The 14069-nt window shown below is 68.0% G+C and carries 14 protein-coding genes; 5 read left to right on the top strand and 9 right to left on the bottom strand.

Going from position 1 to position 14069, the window contains the following annotated elements:
* Positions 1-92 precede the first annotated feature (92 nt).
* From ACVOME_RS11750 to ACVOME_RS11735, 4 genes are all read right to left on the bottom strand, one after another.
* Complete coding sequence (locus ACVOME_RS11750) at positions 93-341, bottom strand: hypothetical protein (RefSeq protein WP_263176410.1); 249 nt, start codon at positions 339-341, stop codon at positions 93-95.
* Between the two features lie 483 nt (positions 342-824).
* Entirely contained in the window at positions 825-992 is a 168-nt protein-coding gene (rpmG, locus tag ACVOME_RS11745) for a 50S ribosomal protein L33 (RefSeq protein WP_169411268.1), read from the bottom strand.
* Positions 993-1002: 10 nt separating this feature from the next.
* Positions 1003-1239, bottom strand: coding sequence for a 50S ribosomal protein L28 (rpmB, locus tag ACVOME_RS11740; protein WP_005411638.1), 237 nt, complete (start codon positions 1237-1239; stop codon positions 1003-1005).
* Between the two features lie 242 nt (positions 1240-1481).
* A complete protein-coding gene (locus ACVOME_RS11735) occupies positions 1482-2375 on the bottom strand; it encodes a LysR family transcriptional regulator (RefSeq protein ID WP_481505112.1) in 894 nt (297 codons plus the stop codon).
* Between the two features lie 107 nt (positions 2376-2482).
* Here ACVOME_RS11735 and ACVOME_RS11730 point away from each other — a divergent pair, with 107 nt between their 5' ends.
* The gene (locus tag ACVOME_RS11730; protein WP_065181415.1) at positions 2483-2872 is read left to right on the top strand and encodes a RidA family protein; all 390 of its coding nucleotides are present in this window, start codon (positions 2483-2485) and stop codon (positions 2870-2872) included.
* Between the two features lie 34 nt (positions 2873-2906).
* On the opposite strand, the gene ACVOME_RS11725 is transcribed toward ACVOME_RS11730, so the two are convergent.
* Complete coding sequence (locus tag ACVOME_RS11725; protein ID WP_481505111.1) at positions 2907-3593, bottom strand: hypothetical protein; 687 nt, start codon at positions 3591-3593, stop codon at positions 2907-2909.
* Positions 3594-3735: 142 nt separating this feature from the next.
* Here ACVOME_RS11725 and ACVOME_RS11720 point away from each other — a divergent pair, with 142 nt between their 5' ends.
* Genes ACVOME_RS11720 through ACVOME_RS11705 form a run of 4 tightly spaced genes read left to right on the top strand, consistent with a single transcriptional unit; the run spans position 3736 to position 9803 of the window.
* Entirely contained in the window at positions 3736-4071 is a 336-nt protein-coding gene (locus ACVOME_RS11720) for a hypothetical protein (protein WP_065174260.1), read from the top strand.
* A gap of 56 nt (positions 4072-4127) precedes the next feature.
* Complete coding sequence (locus tag ACVOME_RS11715; protein WP_065174259.1) at positions 4128-5381, top strand: TolC family protein; 1254 nt, start codon at positions 4128-4130, stop codon at positions 5379-5381.
* Complete coding sequence (locus ACVOME_RS11710; RefSeq protein ID WP_481505110.1) at positions 5378-6583, top strand: efflux RND transporter periplasmic adaptor subunit; 1206 nt, start codon at positions 5378-5380, stop codon at positions 6581-6583. Before ACVOME_RS11715 ends, ACVOME_RS11710 begins: the two co-directional genes overlap by 4 nt.
* Before the next feature lie 10 nt (positions 6584-6593).
* Positions 6594-9803 carry an efflux RND transporter permease subunit gene (locus tag ACVOME_RS11705; protein ID WP_481505109.1) on the top strand — a complete coding sequence of 1070 codons (3210 nt, stop codon included), beginning with the start codon at positions 6594-6596 and terminating at the stop codon, positions 9801-9803.
* A 123-nt stretch (positions 9804-9926) separates the two neighbouring features.
* On the opposite strand, the gene ACVOME_RS11700 is transcribed toward ACVOME_RS11705, so the two are convergent.
* The 4 genes from ACVOME_RS11700 to ACVOME_RS11685 form a co-directional block, all read right to left on the bottom strand.
* A complete protein-coding gene (locus tag ACVOME_RS11700; protein WP_197600214.1) occupies positions 9927-11699 on the bottom strand; it encodes a DUF885 family protein in 1773 nt (590 codons plus the stop codon).
* 243 nt (positions 11700-11942) lie between these two features.
* Complete coding sequence (locus tag ACVOME_RS11695) at positions 11943-12284, bottom strand: lipid-A-disaccharide synthase N-terminal domain-containing protein (protein WP_053517717.1); 342 nt, start codon at positions 12282-12284, stop codon at positions 11943-11945.
* Positions 12284-13006 (bottom strand): glycosyltransferase family 2 protein, encoded by a 723-nt coding sequence (locus ACVOME_RS11690; RefSeq protein ID WP_065174256.1) that lies wholly within the window; start codon positions 13004-13006, stop codon positions 12284-12286. Before ACVOME_RS11690 ends, ACVOME_RS11695 begins: the two co-directional genes overlap by 1 nt.
* 89 nt (positions 13007-13095) lie before the next feature.
* Positions 13096-14061, bottom strand: a complete 966-nt coding sequence (locus tag ACVOME_RS11685) for an NAD-dependent epimerase/dehydratase family protein (RefSeq protein ID WP_065181412.1) — start codon at positions 14059-14061, stop codon at positions 13096-13098.
* Between the last annotated feature and the right edge of the window lie 8 nt (positions 14062-14069).

Genomic DNA, 14069 nt, shown 5'->3' with positions numbered 1-14069 from the left:
CCATTCTGCCCAGCAGGGTGTGTAGAGTCGAGCTTGCTCGACTGCCTCAGCGCAGCCGGGCACGGGCTCGGCTCTACAAGGGAGGGCCGGCTTCAATGCCGCACCGGCACCTCGCTCAGCTGGCGAACCGATTCGGCGTGGCGGCGGCCGTTGAGCGCCATGCAGGCAATGGCCTGCGCCGCCCGCTCCAGCTGTGCCTCCGGCAGCGTCGGCGGTGCGCCGTTGGCCAGTGCCAGGTGGTGGTCGCACAGCAGCAGCGCCATGCCCTCGATGCCTTCCAGCATGCGCTGCAGGCGCAGCCAGCCCAGTTCCAGGTCCTGCCGGTGTGATGGGGTGTTCATGCAGCCTCCTTCAACGGATCTGGCCACCGGTGAAGGTGGCGGACGATGCGTGGTTGCAATACCGGGAAGCAATCAATGAGCAAACGAACCGGCGGGCGCGAGGCCCCCACGCACCGTCCGCCATAGAGGCGGATAGGTCACCAACCGTCGCCGGAGGGATCTCCGGCGACGGCGGGCGAGTCTACTCATGATTGACTTCACGGGATTGCAAGCCCGGCCACTGCAACCGCAGCGGCTTGCCATCATGGGCGCGGCAGGGCCCGTCGTTCCAATCGATTTGAACCGCGCGAACTGCCGGAACCGGTAGGAAGAATCACTTATCGCATTCGGCCCATGATCCCGCGCACTGCGCCATAGGCGACAGCCTGCGCAAGGAGTACGGCCGTGCCGGCCAAGGGTCGGCACCCACCAGACCAGACGACAGGCATGAAAAAACCCGCCACAAGGGCGGGTTTCTTCGCGGGGACCAGCAATCCGTGCGGATTACTTGATCTTGCCTTCCTTGTACAGGACGTGCTTGCGCACGACCGGATCGTACTTCAGGAATTCCATCTTCCCCGGGGTGTTCTTCTTGTTCTTGTCCGTGGTGTAGAAGTGGCCGGTACCGGCCGAGGAAATCATACGGACCTTATCGCGCTTGCCTGCCATGATGCTTTACTCCTCAGACCTTTTCGCCGCGCGCACGCAGCTCAGCCAGAACGGAATCGATGCCGTTCTTGTCGATGGTGCGCAGTGCATGCGCGGAAACACGAAGCTTGACCCAGCGGTTCTCGCTGGCCACCCAGAAACGGCGCTCGTGCAGATTCGGCAGGAAACGACGACGGGTCTTGTTGTTGGCGTGCGAGACGTTGTTACCCGTCTGCACTCGCTTGCCGGAAACCTGGCATACGCGGGACATTGCGCACCTCGATAGTAGTTGTTGTCAGCCCGTAGCCCGGGAGACGGCGGCCTCGGTGGTTGCCCACCACACGTCAAGAGAATCAAAGGGTTACGCTGGCGTTGGGCGGCCGGGGACGTGCTCCCGGGGGCGCCGCCCGGCACGAAACCGGACACAGCGAGCCGCGCATTATGCATGCAATCAAGGCCTTGCGCAAGTTACCCACAGGAGCGGCCGGGCGTGGGCTCGGCCCTGCGGGTCCATCACCCCAGCGCTTCCACCACCCAGTCGATGAATACCCGCAGGCGCTGGCTCATGTGCCGGTTCGGCGCAAACATGATGTGCATCGGCATCGACGGCAGCTGCCAGGCCTGCAGCAGCGGCAGCAGTTCACCGCGTGCCACGTGCGGCTCGGCCATGTAGCTGGGCAGGGCGACCACGCCCAGCCCGGCCAGGCCGGCGGCGAGGTAGGCATTGCCGTCATCGAAGCCGACCGAATGGCGGCCCTGCACCTGGACGGTCTCATCGCCGCGCCGCGCGGCGAAGACCCGCGCCCGCCCGCTGCGTGGGCTGAGCAGCCCAACCATGTGGTGCTGCGGTCCCTCCAGCGCGCGCGGATGCTCCGGCAGACCAAAGCGCTGCACGTAGTCCGGGCTGGCGTGGAAGCCGATCGGCAGCTCGCCCAGCGGCCGTGCCACCAGGGCCGAGTCGGCCGGGGTGCCGCCACGGATCACGCAGTCGACGTTGTCAGCGATGACGTCGACCTCGCGGTCGCTGACGCCGATGTCCAGCTGGATCTCGGGGTAGCGCGCCTGGAAGTCCGGCAGTGCCGGCACCAGCCGCAGCCGCGCATAGGGCCCGGGCACGTCGATGCGCAGGCGGCCGCGCGGCTGCACGGCGGCATCGCCCAGGCCACCCTCGACCTCTTCCAGCTCGGCCAGCAGGCGGGCAATGCGGGGGTAGTAGGCCGCACCATCGGCGGTGACGCTGACCCGCCGCGTGGTGCGGTTGAGCAGGCGCAGACGCAGGTGCGCTTCCAGCTGCTGCACCAGCTGGGTCACCGTGGTGCGACTGATCTGCAGGGTCGTCGCGGCACGGGTGAAGCTGCCGGTCTCCACCACACGGGCAAAGGCGCGCATGGCCTCGAAGCGGTCCATCGGCGATCCGATTGTTTGGGCTATGCGATCAATCTAGTCCGATCGTCGCCGTATATCCAGACAACAATCGCGAGCAGGATGGCGGTTCTTCCCATCAGGCCCTTCCCATGTCACACCGCGATGTCGTTTTCCCCGTTGGCCGCCAGGCCCTGTATGACCGCAACCGCTACTCTCCGGCGATCCGCTCCAATGGCTTCCTGTTCGTCTCCGGGCAGGTCGGCAGCCGCGAGGATGGCTCGCCCGAACCGGACTTCGAGGCGCAGGTCCGTCGCGCCTTCGACAATCTCAATGCGGTGCTGGCCGCCGCAGACTGCACGTTCGATGACGTGATCGACGTGACCGTGTTCCTGGTCGATCCGGAGAAGAACTTCGAGAAGGCCTGGGCGATCGTGCCCGAGTACTGGGGAGAGGCGCCCCACCCCACCCTGACCGGTATCGGCGTGACCTGGCTGTACGGCTTCCAGTTCGAGATCAAGGTGATCGCGAAACTGCCGTGAGCGGAACGCCGCCGGCCCGCACCGGCTGCCAGGGCTACTCGGATGCGAACTGCAGCGTGCGGCGCCAGCGCAACGGCTTCGCCTGGCGGGCCGGGTCGGGGCCGAACCGGCTCAACCAGCCTGCCGCAAGCGCACGCTCGCGCAGGCGCTCACCCACGCCCTCGGCATGCTCTACCTCAACGTGGGTCACATTGCCCTCCGCATCCACATCCATCGCCCAGACCAGCGTGCCCACCCACTCGGCCGGCGGAATGGACGCGTCGTAGTTCGGCCTCCCAGCCACGTACGGCTGGTCGTGCCGCAGGTACAGGGGCGACGTCTCGAGCCGGTGGTCCACGCGGATCTGCGCACTGCCACGGCGCCCATCGCCCAGCACGGCGTCGACGGTCCACATCCCCACGGCACCGGCGGTGCCCAGATCGGCCTCGTAGCATTTCTTGCGGCCACGGTAATCCTCATGGGCCGTGCGCGAGACCCGTCCACCCTTGGCATCGCGGATCTCGATCTGCAGCCCATCCACGTCGGTGTCGTCGAGATCGGCGGCCACGCAGATGCGATGGTCATGCTGTCCATCGGCAATGAACAGCTGCGTCTGCGAGCGCGCCAGTGCATCGGCCGGCGTCGGCGACCACAGGAATTCCACATAGACGTCGTCGGCTGCGCGGGCGGCCGGGATGGCCAGAAGCAGCACCAGGCCTGCGGTGGCAATGCGTGCGTTCATCTTCCTGCCTCGGTGACGGGACTCGATGCGGGGCGGGGGTGGAACAGCGCAATCACCCCCAGCTGAACGGGAGATTCCGACGAATTCCCGAAGTGGCCATTGATATTGTATCCGGCGAAAACCGCTTGCTAGCCTCCCCTCCATGCGCCGGATCGCCCGCCACCTACGCTCGTACCTGCTGATGCTGCTGATGGCGGCATTCGTGGTCGTGCCGGTGGCCGACGCGCTGGCGTGCGCGGTGGAACCGCATGCCAGCGTGGCGCATGTGGAGCCGGCGGCCGATGACACCGCAGGCGACAGTGACAGCAAGCACACCGGTGCCTGCACGCATAACCACTGCCACCATTCCACCTCCAGCCTGCCGGCGAACACCTTCGCCGCCTTCGATGCGCCGCTGCCGGCGCGCTGGATGACGGCCGGCGATGCGACGGCCTACGCCGTCGCCCAGGATGAACTGACGCGTCCCCCCCGGGCGTGAGCTGAGCGCGTCCCGCTGCTGCGGGCTCCCGTTTCACTCACAACCGGAATCCCCCTATGTCGATCCTGACACCACGGTCGCCGCGTGCGGCCGGGCTGGTCGTCGCCGTGTTGCTGGGCCTGGCCCCGGCGGCATCGGTGATGGCGCAAGCTGCTCCTTCCTACGACACCCTGCTTGAACGCCTGGACCAGCTGCCCGGCGCCCGTGTGGGCTCGGCGCTGGCCGAGGCTGCCGACGCCCGTGCCGACCAGGCCCGTGCGCTGCCCAATCCTTCCCTTTCCTGGTCGGCCGAGAATGCGTGGGGCACCGGCTCCTACGGCGGCATGGGCAAGGCCGACAGTGTGCTCAGCCTGTCCCAGCCGCTGGAGGTCTGGGGCCAGCGCGGCGCGCGCGTACGTGCCGCCCGTGCCGAGGCCCAGGCCGCCAATCTGCGTGGCGCGCAAAGCCGCAGTGATGTTGCCGGCCAGCTGGCCGCGGCCTACGCACAGGCAGAGAGCGCATTGCGCCGTTATGCCCTGGCCGAAGAAGCGCTGGCCCTGACCCGCGACGATGCCAACGCCGTCAATGCCATGGTCAGGCAAGGGCGTGAACCGCAACTGCGTGCGGTGCAGGCGCAGAGCGAGGTGGCCAATGCCAGCGCCGCGCTGGACGAGGCGCAGGCCTTCCGCGACGCCGCGCTGGCGCGCCTGGCCGGCGCCGCGCTGCTGGACTCGCCGGTGCAGTCGATCGACAGCAGCCTGCTCGACCGCGCACCTCCGCTGCCACGCGGCGCCACCGATGCCGCACTCGCGGTGCGTATCGCCGAAGCCGAAGCCGATGCGGCCGGCCGGCTGGTGGACGTCGAGCGCAAGCGGGCGCTGCCCGACCTGAGCCTGACCGCCGGACAGACCCGCTTCCGCGAAGGCGGCGAACGCGCTTACACGCTCGGCGTCAGCCTGACCGTGCCGTTGTTCGACCGCAACCGGGGCGGCATCCGTGCCGCCAGTGCCGACCAGCGCGCGGCCGAAGCCCGCCTGGACCAGCAACGCCGCGACAGCGAGGCCGGACGGCTGTCGGCCATTGCCGGGCTGAAGGCCGCCAGCAGCCGCACCCGCGCCGCCGATGAAAGCGTGGTGGCGGCCGAGGAAGCCTATCGGCTGGCCCGCGTCGGCTTCGATGCCGGACGCATCTCGCAGCTGGAACTGCGCAGCACGCGCAGCGCGCTCATTGCCGCCCGCGGCACCGCGGTGGATGCACGCCTGTCGCGCGTCGCCGCGGAAATCGATCTTGCCCGCCTCGAGGGGCGCGCACCCTTTATGGAGGCCCCATGACACTGTCCCGTTCCTTTCCCCTGTTTGGCGGCGTCGTGCTGGCCGTTCTCCTCGCCGGCTGCGCCGGCAACGCGCAGACACCGGAAACAGCCGATGCCACTGCAGCCAAAGCCGGCAGCGATGACGGCCACGGCCACGCAGCCGACAGCCCGGACGCCAAGGCCGAGGCTACCAAAGCACCGGCCGACGCCGACGAAGGCGTGGTGCAGCTGACGCCGGAACAGATCAAGGCGTCCGGTATCGAAGTGGTGGCTGTCGGACGCGGTGGTGGCGGCTCCACCCGCCTGTCGGGCCGTGTCGAACCATCGGTGGGCGCACGTGCCTCGGTGGCGTCCACCGTGAGCGGTCGCGTCGAACGCGTGCTGGTGGCACCAGGCACAGCGGTGAAGCAGAACCAGGCCCTGGCGATCGTGGTCAGCGGCGAAGCCGCCGTGTTCCGCGCCAACGCTCTGGCCGCATCGGCCGAAGCCGAGGCGGCACGCCTGGCCTACGGCCGCGACAAGGCGCTGGTCGAACAGGGCGTGGTCGCCCGCCAGGAGCTGGAAGCATCGCGCGCCCGTTCGCTGGCCGCACAGGCGCAGGCGACTGCCGCACAGGCGCAGGCCGCGGCCAACGGTGCGCCCGATGCCAGTGGCCGCGTGCGCATCACCAGCCCGGTGACCGGCATCGTCGGCAACGTCCAGGTCACTCCAGGCGGCGTGGTCGCCGCAGGCAGCGCGGTGGCCGATGTCGCCGATCCGGCGATGAACGAGCTGGTGTTCACCGCACCGCCTGCGCTGGCCGCGCAGGTCACCCCGGGCATGACGCTGGACGTCACGGTGCCGGGCGGCAGCTTCACCGCCACGGTCACCGGCTCTGCGGCCGACGTGCGCCAGCAGGGCGGCGTGGCGGTCATCCGCGCGACGCCGGTGGAGGCGGCCTTGCCGCCGGCCGGTTCGCCGGTGTCGGCCAGGGTGGTCACCGAAGGCCGGGACGGTGCACTGAGCGTGCCAGCCGATGCCGTGCAGAACGTCGACGGCAGCAGCGCCGTGTTCGTCGCCGTGGAAGGCGGTTTCAAGGCACAGCCGGTGCTGGCCGGCCGTCGTGCCGGTGATCGCATCGAGATCCTGGGTGGACTGAGCGGCAACGAGCGCATCGTCGGCACCAATGCCTTCCTGCTCAAGGCCGAACTGGCCAAGGGCGAAGCCGAGCACGGCCACTGAGGAGGCGACCATGTTCAAGCTCATCATTGAATCAGCGGTGCGCTACCGCTGGCTGGTGGTGTTCCTGGCGGCGCTGATCGCGGCCTGGGGCCTGTTCCAGCTGGGCAAGCTGCCGATCGACGCCGTGCCGGACATCACCAACCGCCAGGTGCAGATCAACACGGTGGCACCTGCGCTGACGCCGGAACAGATCGAGCGGCAGGTGACCTACCCGCTGGAAACCGCGCTGGCCGGCATTCCCGGCCTGACCACCACCCGTTCGCTGTCGCGCAACGGCTTCTCCCAGGTCACAGCGATCTTCACCGACGCGACCGACATCTACTTCGCCCGCCAGCAGGTGGCCGAGCGAATGCGTGAAGCGGCGGAAGATCTGCCCGATGGCGCATCGCCGCTGCTGTCGCCGGTCACCACCGGCCTGGGCGAGGTGCTGATGTGGACGGTGGACTTCACCCCGTTCGATCCCGCCCGGCTGGCCAGACCGGGGGATGCGGGCTGGCAGGCCGGCGAGGTCTACCGGACGCCGGAGGGCAGCCTGCTGCGCACGCCGGAAGAACGCGCCACCTACCTGCGTACGGTGCAGGACTGGATCATCGCGCCGCAGATGCGCTCCAGCCCGGGATTGGCTGGCGTCGATACGGTCGGCGGGTACGTGAAGGAGTACGGCGTGCACCCGGACACTGCCAGGCTGGCTGCGCATGGCCTGGGCCTGGCCGACCTGGTCACGGCACTGCAGCGCGCCAACGTGCAGGCGGGTGCCGGTTTCGTGCAGCGTGCCGGCGAAGGCCTGGTGGTACGTGCGGACGGCCTGGCACTGACCACTGATGATCTGGCGCAGGCCCCCGTTGCGACCCGCAACGGCGTGGTGGTGCGCGTGGCCGACGTGGCCGATGTCGATCTCAGCCGTGCACCGCGCCTGGGCGCGGCCAGCCGCAATGGTCACGAGGCTGTGCTCGGTACCGCCCTGATGATCGCCGGTGGCAACAGCCGCACCGTCGCGCAGGCGGCAGCGGCGCGCCTGGAGCAGGTCAACCGGTCGTTGCCGGCCGACATCGTGGCCGTGCCGGTGCTGGACCGCAGCGTGCTGGTGAACTCCACCATCAGAACCGTGGCAAAGAACCTCACCGAAGGTGCGCTGCTGGTGGTGGTGGTGCTGTTCCTGCTGCTGGGCAACCTGCGCGCGGCAACCATCACCGCGCTGGTGATTCCGCTGTCGTTCCTGTTCGCCGTGATCGGCATGAACCGCTTCGGCATCAGCGGCAATCTGATGAGCCTGGGTGCGCTGGATTTCGGCATCCTGGTGGACGGTGCAGTGATCGTGATCGAGTCGACGCTGCTGATGCTGGGCCAGCGCCGCGCCGAACTGGGCCGTGCGCTGACCGCGATGGAACGTCTGCGCGTGGCGGCAGAGTCGGCGCGGAAGATGGCGCGTCCAGCGGCGTTCGGCCAGTTGATCATCCTGCTGGTGTTTGCGCCGATCCTGACCCTGGAAGGCGTGGAAGGAAAAACGTTTCATCCGATGGCCGCCACGTTCATGCTGGCTCTGGTGGGTGCCTTCCTGTTCTCCTTCACCTTCGTGCCGGCCATGGCTGCGCTGCTGGTGCGCGAGCCGAAGCTGAAGGAAAGCGGGGCGCACGCCGATGACGGCGAACACGAAACACGCCTGATCCGCGTGCTGCGCGCACGCATCGAACCGGTGATCCGCAAGGCGGTGGACCACCCGCGCTCGGTGCTGGCCGGCGCGGTGATGATGGTGGTGGTGGGCATCGGTTCGTTCTCGCTGCTGGGCCGCGAATTCATGCCGACGCTGGATGAGGGCAATGTGGCGATGCAGGCGCTGCGCGTACCGTCGACCTCGCTGGAGCAGTCGCTGGCGATGCAGCTGGCGCTGGAAAAGGCGATTGCCGGGCAACCGGAAGTGGAAACCGTGTTTTCGCGCACCGGTACCGCTGAAGCCGCGATCGACCCGATGCCGACCAACATCTCCGACAGCGTGATCGTGCTGAAGCCGCGCAAGGAGTGGCCCGATCCGACGCTGGACAAGGAGGCGCTGGTGGCGCGCTTCGAGGCGCTGGCCGGGCAGCAGCTGGGCAACAGCTTCGAGTTCAGCCAGCCGATCGAGCTGCGCTTCAACGAGCTGATCTCCGGCGTGCGCACCGACCTGGCGGTGATGATCTTCGGCGATGACTTCGGCCAGCTGCAGAAGGTGGCCGACCAGGTCGCGTTGAAGCTGCGTGCGGTGGACGGTGCGGCTGACGTGCGGGTGGAGCAGATTTCCGGCCTGCCGACCCTGAACGTGAAGATCGACCATGTCGCCGCCGCGCAGTACGGGCTGACCGCTGCGGACGTAAGCGATGCACTGGCCACCGGCATCGGTGGCACGGCGGCCGGCAAGATCTTCGAGGGCGACCGACGCTTCGACGTGGTGGTGCGGCTGGACGATGCCGCGCGCAACGATCCGGACCAGCTGTCATCGCTGCCGATTGCCACACCGGCCGGACTGGTCATTCCGCTGTCCTCGGTGGCCCGCATCACGGTCAGCGAGGGACCGAACCAGATCAGCCGCAACAATGGCAGCCGCCGGGTGGTGGTGCAGGCCAATGTGCGCGGCCGCGACCTGGGCGGCTTCGTCGGCGAAGCGCAGGCAGCGGTGGCCGACGTGGCGCTGCCGCCGGGCGCCTATCTCACCTGGGGTGGCCAGTTCGAGAACCTGCAGCGCGCGGAAAAGCGCCTGGCAACGGTGGTACCGGTCGTGTTCCTGCTGATCGGCAGCCTGCTGTTCATGGCCCTGCGCAGTGGCAAGGAAGCCGTGCTGGTGTTCAGCTGCGTGCCGCTGGCGCTGGTCGGCGGCATTCTCGCCCTGCTGCTGCGTGGCATGCCCTTCTCGGTATCGGCGGCGGTCGGCTTCATCGCCGTGTCCGGCGTGGCCACGCTGAACGGCCTGGTGTTGATGCAGGCCATCCGCGAGCGGCTCGATGCCGGTGACCTGCCCCTGCAGGCGGCAATCAACGGTGCCGCCAGCCGGATCCGCGCGGTGCTGACCACGGCACTGGTGGCGATTGTCGGCTTCATCCCGATGGCGATCGCCAGTGGCTCCGGTGCGGAGGTGCAGAAACCGCTGGCGACGGTGGTGATCGGTGGCCTGATCACGGCGACCGCGCTGACCCTGCTGGTGCTGCCGACCTTCGCTGCGCGCGTGGCCAGGCCTCGGCCGGTGCGCTGAAAGACGACGGGGCAGGATCATGTGATCCGGCCCCGTCTGCCGCGCTTCGCGCTCGCCGGGCGTGGCCCGGCGCTACCACCGCGCATTCCGGTAGCGCCGGGCCATGCCCGGCGGCATTTCGGATCAGGCCTGCTTGCGCTGCGCGATATAGGCCTGGATCTGCTGCTCCAGTACCGGCAGCGGCACCGACCCCTGCTTGAGCACGGCGTCATGGAAACCCTTGACGTCGAACTTGTCGCCCAGCTCCTTCTCGGCCTGCGCGCGCAGGCGCACGATGGCGATCTCGCCGAGCTTGTAGCTCAACGCCTGGCCCGGCCAGGAGATGTAGCGATCCACTTCGGTGGTCACTTCGTGCTCGCTCAGCGCGGTATGGTCACGCAGGTAGGCGATGGCCTGTTCCCGGGTCCAGCCCTTGCTGTGCACCCCGGTATCGATCACCAGGCGTGCCGCGCGCCACATCTCGTAGGTGAGGCGACCGAAATCCTCGTAGGGGGTTTCATAGATGCCCATCTCCACGCCCAGCTTCTCGCTGTACAGGCCCCAGCCTTCGCCGTAGGCGGAGATGTAGGCGTTGCGGCGGAACTCGGGCTGTTCGCCCTGTTCGGCGGCGAGCGCGCCCTGCAGGGCATGACCGGGATCGGACTCGTGCAGGGTCAGCGCTGGCAGGTTGTACAGCGGCCGCGCCGGCAGGTTGTAGGTGTTGAGCCAATAGGTGCCCATGCCACCGCGGCCTGCGGTCCAGAACGGCGCGATGTCCGGCGGCACCGGCACGATGGTGAAGCGCGCGCGCGGCAGCGTCATGTACTTGCCGATGACACCATCGATGCGCTTGGAGATCCACGCCGCCCGATACAGCAGCTCGTTCGGGGTCTTGGCGTAGAACTGCGGATCGGTGCGCAGGAAGGTCAGGAATTCGCCGAAGCTGCCCTTGAAGCCGACCTGCTGGATGATGTCGTTCATCTCCTTCTGGATGCGCGCGACTTCGCCCAGGCCGATGCGATGGATCTCATCCGGCGACAGGTCCAGCGTGGTGTATTCGTAGATCTGCTGCCTGTAGAACGCCTTGCCCTCCGGCATCGCTTCGGCCGCCAGGGTGGTACGCGCCTGCGGGACGTACTCATTGACGAAGAAGGTACGCAGCTGCTGGAAGGCCGGCACCACCTTGCCGCTGATCGCCGCACGGGCCTGCGCCTGCAGCTGCGCCTGCTCGGCCGCCGGTATGCTGGCCGGCAGCTTCTTGAACGGCGCGTACAGCGGCGACTCGGTGGGGTCCTTCAGCTCGGCGACGGTGGCGATGGAGACCTCGCGCCCGTCAAGCACCGCGCGGGGCACGCTGAAACCCCGCTTGAGTCCGGCGCGCATGTTCTCGGTCTGCTGGCCGAAATAGCGCGGCACGTCGTCCAGGCGTGCGATGTAGTTGCGGAAGTCCTGCGCGGTCTTCATCTCGCGCCGGGCCATGAACGAGAGATTGGACCAGAACGAGGAATCGGAGTTGAACGGCATCTCGTAGGCCCGCAGACGCACCTCCTCGGCGAGGTTGAACACCTGGTCGCGGTAGATCGCGTAGTTCACCTGGTTGTCGGCGCTGAGTGTCTTCGGGTCGATCTTCTTCAGCTCGGCCAGGGTCTGGTCCCAGACCTTCAGGCGCGCCTGCTGCGCGGCCGCGCCCACATCGGGCAGCCGCGTGGCGTTGGCCGGCGCGTCGCCATCCTCGCTGGCTTCACCGCCCCCGGCCTGGCGCCACTTCCATTCCTTTTCGTACAGCGCGCGGAAGGCGGCATCGGCCGCCGATTCGGTGGTCGCAGGGGCGGACGCCGCGAGCGCGGGCGGAGCCGCCACGACGGCAGCCGGAGCGGACAGGGCGATGAGCAGGGCAACGGCAAGACGGGTTTTCACGAGCACAGGTTCCCGGGAAGGCAGACGCCGATCATGGCACCGCCGGACAGCCGGGGCATGGTTCAAAAGTCCTGCCTGCGCTGCAGGACCGGTAACGCGGGGACCGCACACCTTCGCCGGGCATGGCCCGGCGCTAACGGCGTTCGATCCCGCCCAGGTGCCGCCTCAACGGTTGGATCGGTAGCGCGGGGCCATGCCCCGCGAGCGCGCAGCGTGCAGAACGGACGCCTCTCCGGCGCTACCTCAATGGCTGGCTTTGTCCCGCTTCCAGCCGCGGTGCCGGATGTCCAGGTGCAGGCTGTACAGCGCGGTGAACGCCGGGAACAGGTTCTGCAGCACGCCCACCGAATCCTGCTTGGCCGAGAACAGGAAGTAGCTCAGCGTCATCAGGCTGCCGATCACGCTCATGTACCAGAACAGGCGCGGGATGACCGGCTTGCCGGCACGCCGGGAGGCGATGAACTGGACCAGCCAGCGGCCGCCGAACATCAGTGCGCCGGTATAGCCGATCAGCTTCCAGCCTGTCACATGCAGGCCGGTCCAGAACAACCAGGTCAGCGGCTGGTCGAGCCAGTGCAACGCCATCATCGTTCTTCCACCGCGGTACGCCTGCTGCGGGTGATCAGCCAGGCAACGCCCCGCAGGTCGCGGATGCCGACCAGCGCACGGCCGAGGTTGTTGTACTTGGAGACGCCAGCGGTACGGTGACGATGGTTGACCGGCACGCTGGTGGTCTTCCAACCGGCACGCTGCATCAGCGCCGGCAGATAGCGGTGCATGTGGTCGAAATACGGCAGGTCGAGGAAGGCTTCGCGCTCGAACAGCTTGATGCCGCAGCCGGTGTCGGGCGTATCGTCGCGCAGCATGCGCGCCCGGATGCGGTTGGCCCAGCGACTGGCCCAGCGCTTGCTGCCGCTGTCCTGGCGGTTGACGCGCCAGCCGGCAAACAGCTTCACCTGCCCGTCGGCAGCATCGCGGGCCGCCAGCAGCTTGGGGATGTCGGCCGGATCGTTCTGGCCATCACCATCCAGGGTGGCGATCCACGGCGCACGGGCATGCTTGACACCGGTGCGCACCGCTGTGCTCTGCCCGCTCTGCTCGACATGGTGCAGCACCCGCAGCTCCGGCGTGGTGGCTTTCAGGCCCTGCAGCACCGCCAGGCTGTCATCGCGGGAGTGATCGTCGACATAGACGATCTCGAACGGCAACCGGCCCCGCAGTGCCGCGACGATTTCGGCGATCAGGGGCGCGACATTGTCGCGCTCGTTGAATACGGGGACGACAACGGAAAGCTCGGGTTGGCTCATGGGTCACTCGGCCAAGAGGGGACAAAGACCGCGCATTCTCCGAAGCCGAGGTTATCCGAAGATGAATCCGGCTGTGTGAGGATTGCTCCTCAGGCGCGATCGCCGAAATACTCGCGGCACCACTGGACGACGGGCGGCAGCCCCTGCTCGATCGGGGTCACCGCATCGAAGCCGAATGCGTCATGTGCGCGGCGGGTGTCGGCCATCGTGCGGACCATGTCGCCCGGCTGCATCGGCTTGTAGACCTTCTGCGCAGGGCGGCCGGCGGCCTGCTCGATGACGCTGATGAAGCGCTCCAGCTCGACCGGCGTATGGTTGCCGAGGTTGAATACCCGATGCGGTACCGGACCATCGGCCGGGTGCGCGAGCGCGCCGAGGATACCCGACACGATGTCGGAGACATGTGTGAAATCGCGCTGCATGCGCCCCTGGTTGAACACCTCGATCGGGCGCCCGGCCAGGACGGCACGCGAAAACAGCAGCGGCGCCATGTCCGGCCGTCCCCACGCGCCGTACACGGTGAAGAAGCGCAGGCCGGTGGCATGCAGGCCATACAGCTGCGCGTAGGTGTGCGCCATCAGCTCGTTGGCAGCCTTGGTGGCCGCGTACAGCGAGCGCGGCTGGTCCACGCGCTGGTCCTCGGAGAACGGCGGCGTGGCCGAATCGCCGTACACCGAACTGCTGGAGGCGTAGACCAGATGCTGCACGCCGCGGTGGCGGCACAGTTCCAGGATGTTGACGAAGCCGACCAGGTTGCTGTCGACGTAGGCCTGCGGATTCTCCAGCGAGTAGCGCACCCCGGCCTGCGCAGCCAGATGGATCACCGCGCTCGGCTGCAGTTCGTCGAACAGCGCGGCCAGGCCTTCACGGTCGGTCAGGTCAAGCGTGCGCAGATCCAGCGTGGGGCACAGCGCGGCCACGCGGTCCCGCTTGATCTGCGGGTCGTAGTAGTCGTTGAAGTTGTCCAGGCCCACCACCGGCTGGCCCGCCTCCAGCAGCGCGCGGGCGGTGTAGGCACCGATGAAGCCGGCAGCGCCGGTGAGCAGGATGGTCATTGCAGGTC

Source organism: Stenotrophomonas sp. STEN008, assembly GCF_056760435.1.
This window is presented reverse-complemented; position numbering and strand designations above follow the sequence as displayed.

Coding starts and splice junctions, on each gene's coding strand:
- ACVOME_RS11690 (WP_065174256.1), bottom strand. CDS start 13,006: ATGAGCCAACCCGAGCTTTCCGTTGTCGTCCCCGTATTCAACGAGCGC.
- ACVOME_RS11685 (WP_065181412.1), bottom strand. CDS start 14,061: ATGACCATCCTGCTCACCGGCGCTGCCGGCTTCATCGGTGCCTACACC.
- ACVOME_RS11710 (WP_481505110.1), top strand. CDS start 5,378: ATGACACTGTCCCGTTCCTTTCCCCTGTTTGGCGGCGTCGTGCTGGCC.
- ACVOME_RS11735 (WP_481505112.1), bottom strand. CDS start 2,375: ATGGACCGCTTCGAGGCCATGCGCGCCTTTGCCCGTGTGGTGGAGACC.
- ACVOME_RS11705 (WP_481505109.1), top strand. CDS start 6,594: ATGTTCAAGCTCATCATTGAATCAGCGGTGCGCTACCGCTGGCTGGTG.
- ACVOME_RS11720 (WP_065174260.1), top strand. CDS start 3,736: ATGCGCCGGATCGCCCGCCACCTACGCTCGTACCTGCTGATGCTGCTG.
- ACVOME_RS11695 (WP_053517717.1), bottom strand. CDS start 12,284: ATGGCGTTGCACTGGCTCGACCAGCCGCTGACCTGGTTGTTCTGGACC.
- rpmB (WP_005411638.1), bottom strand. CDS start 1,239: ATGTCCCGCGTATGCCAGGTTTCCGGCAAGCGAGTGCAGACGGGTAAC.
- ACVOME_RS11730 (WP_065181415.1), top strand. CDS start 2,483: ATGTCACACCGCGATGTCGTTTTCCCCGTTGGCCGCCAGGCCCTGTAT.
- ACVOME_RS11750 (WP_263176410.1), bottom strand. CDS start 341: ATGAACACCCCATCACACCGGCAGGACCTGGAACTGGGCTGGCTGCGC.
- ACVOME_RS11715 (WP_065174259.1), top strand. CDS start 4,128: ATGTCGATCCTGACACCACGGTCGCCGCGTGCGGCCGGGCTGGTCGTC.
- ACVOME_RS11725 (WP_481505111.1), bottom strand. CDS start 3,593: ATGAACGCACGCATTGCCACCGCAGGCCTGGTGCTGCTTCTGGCCATC.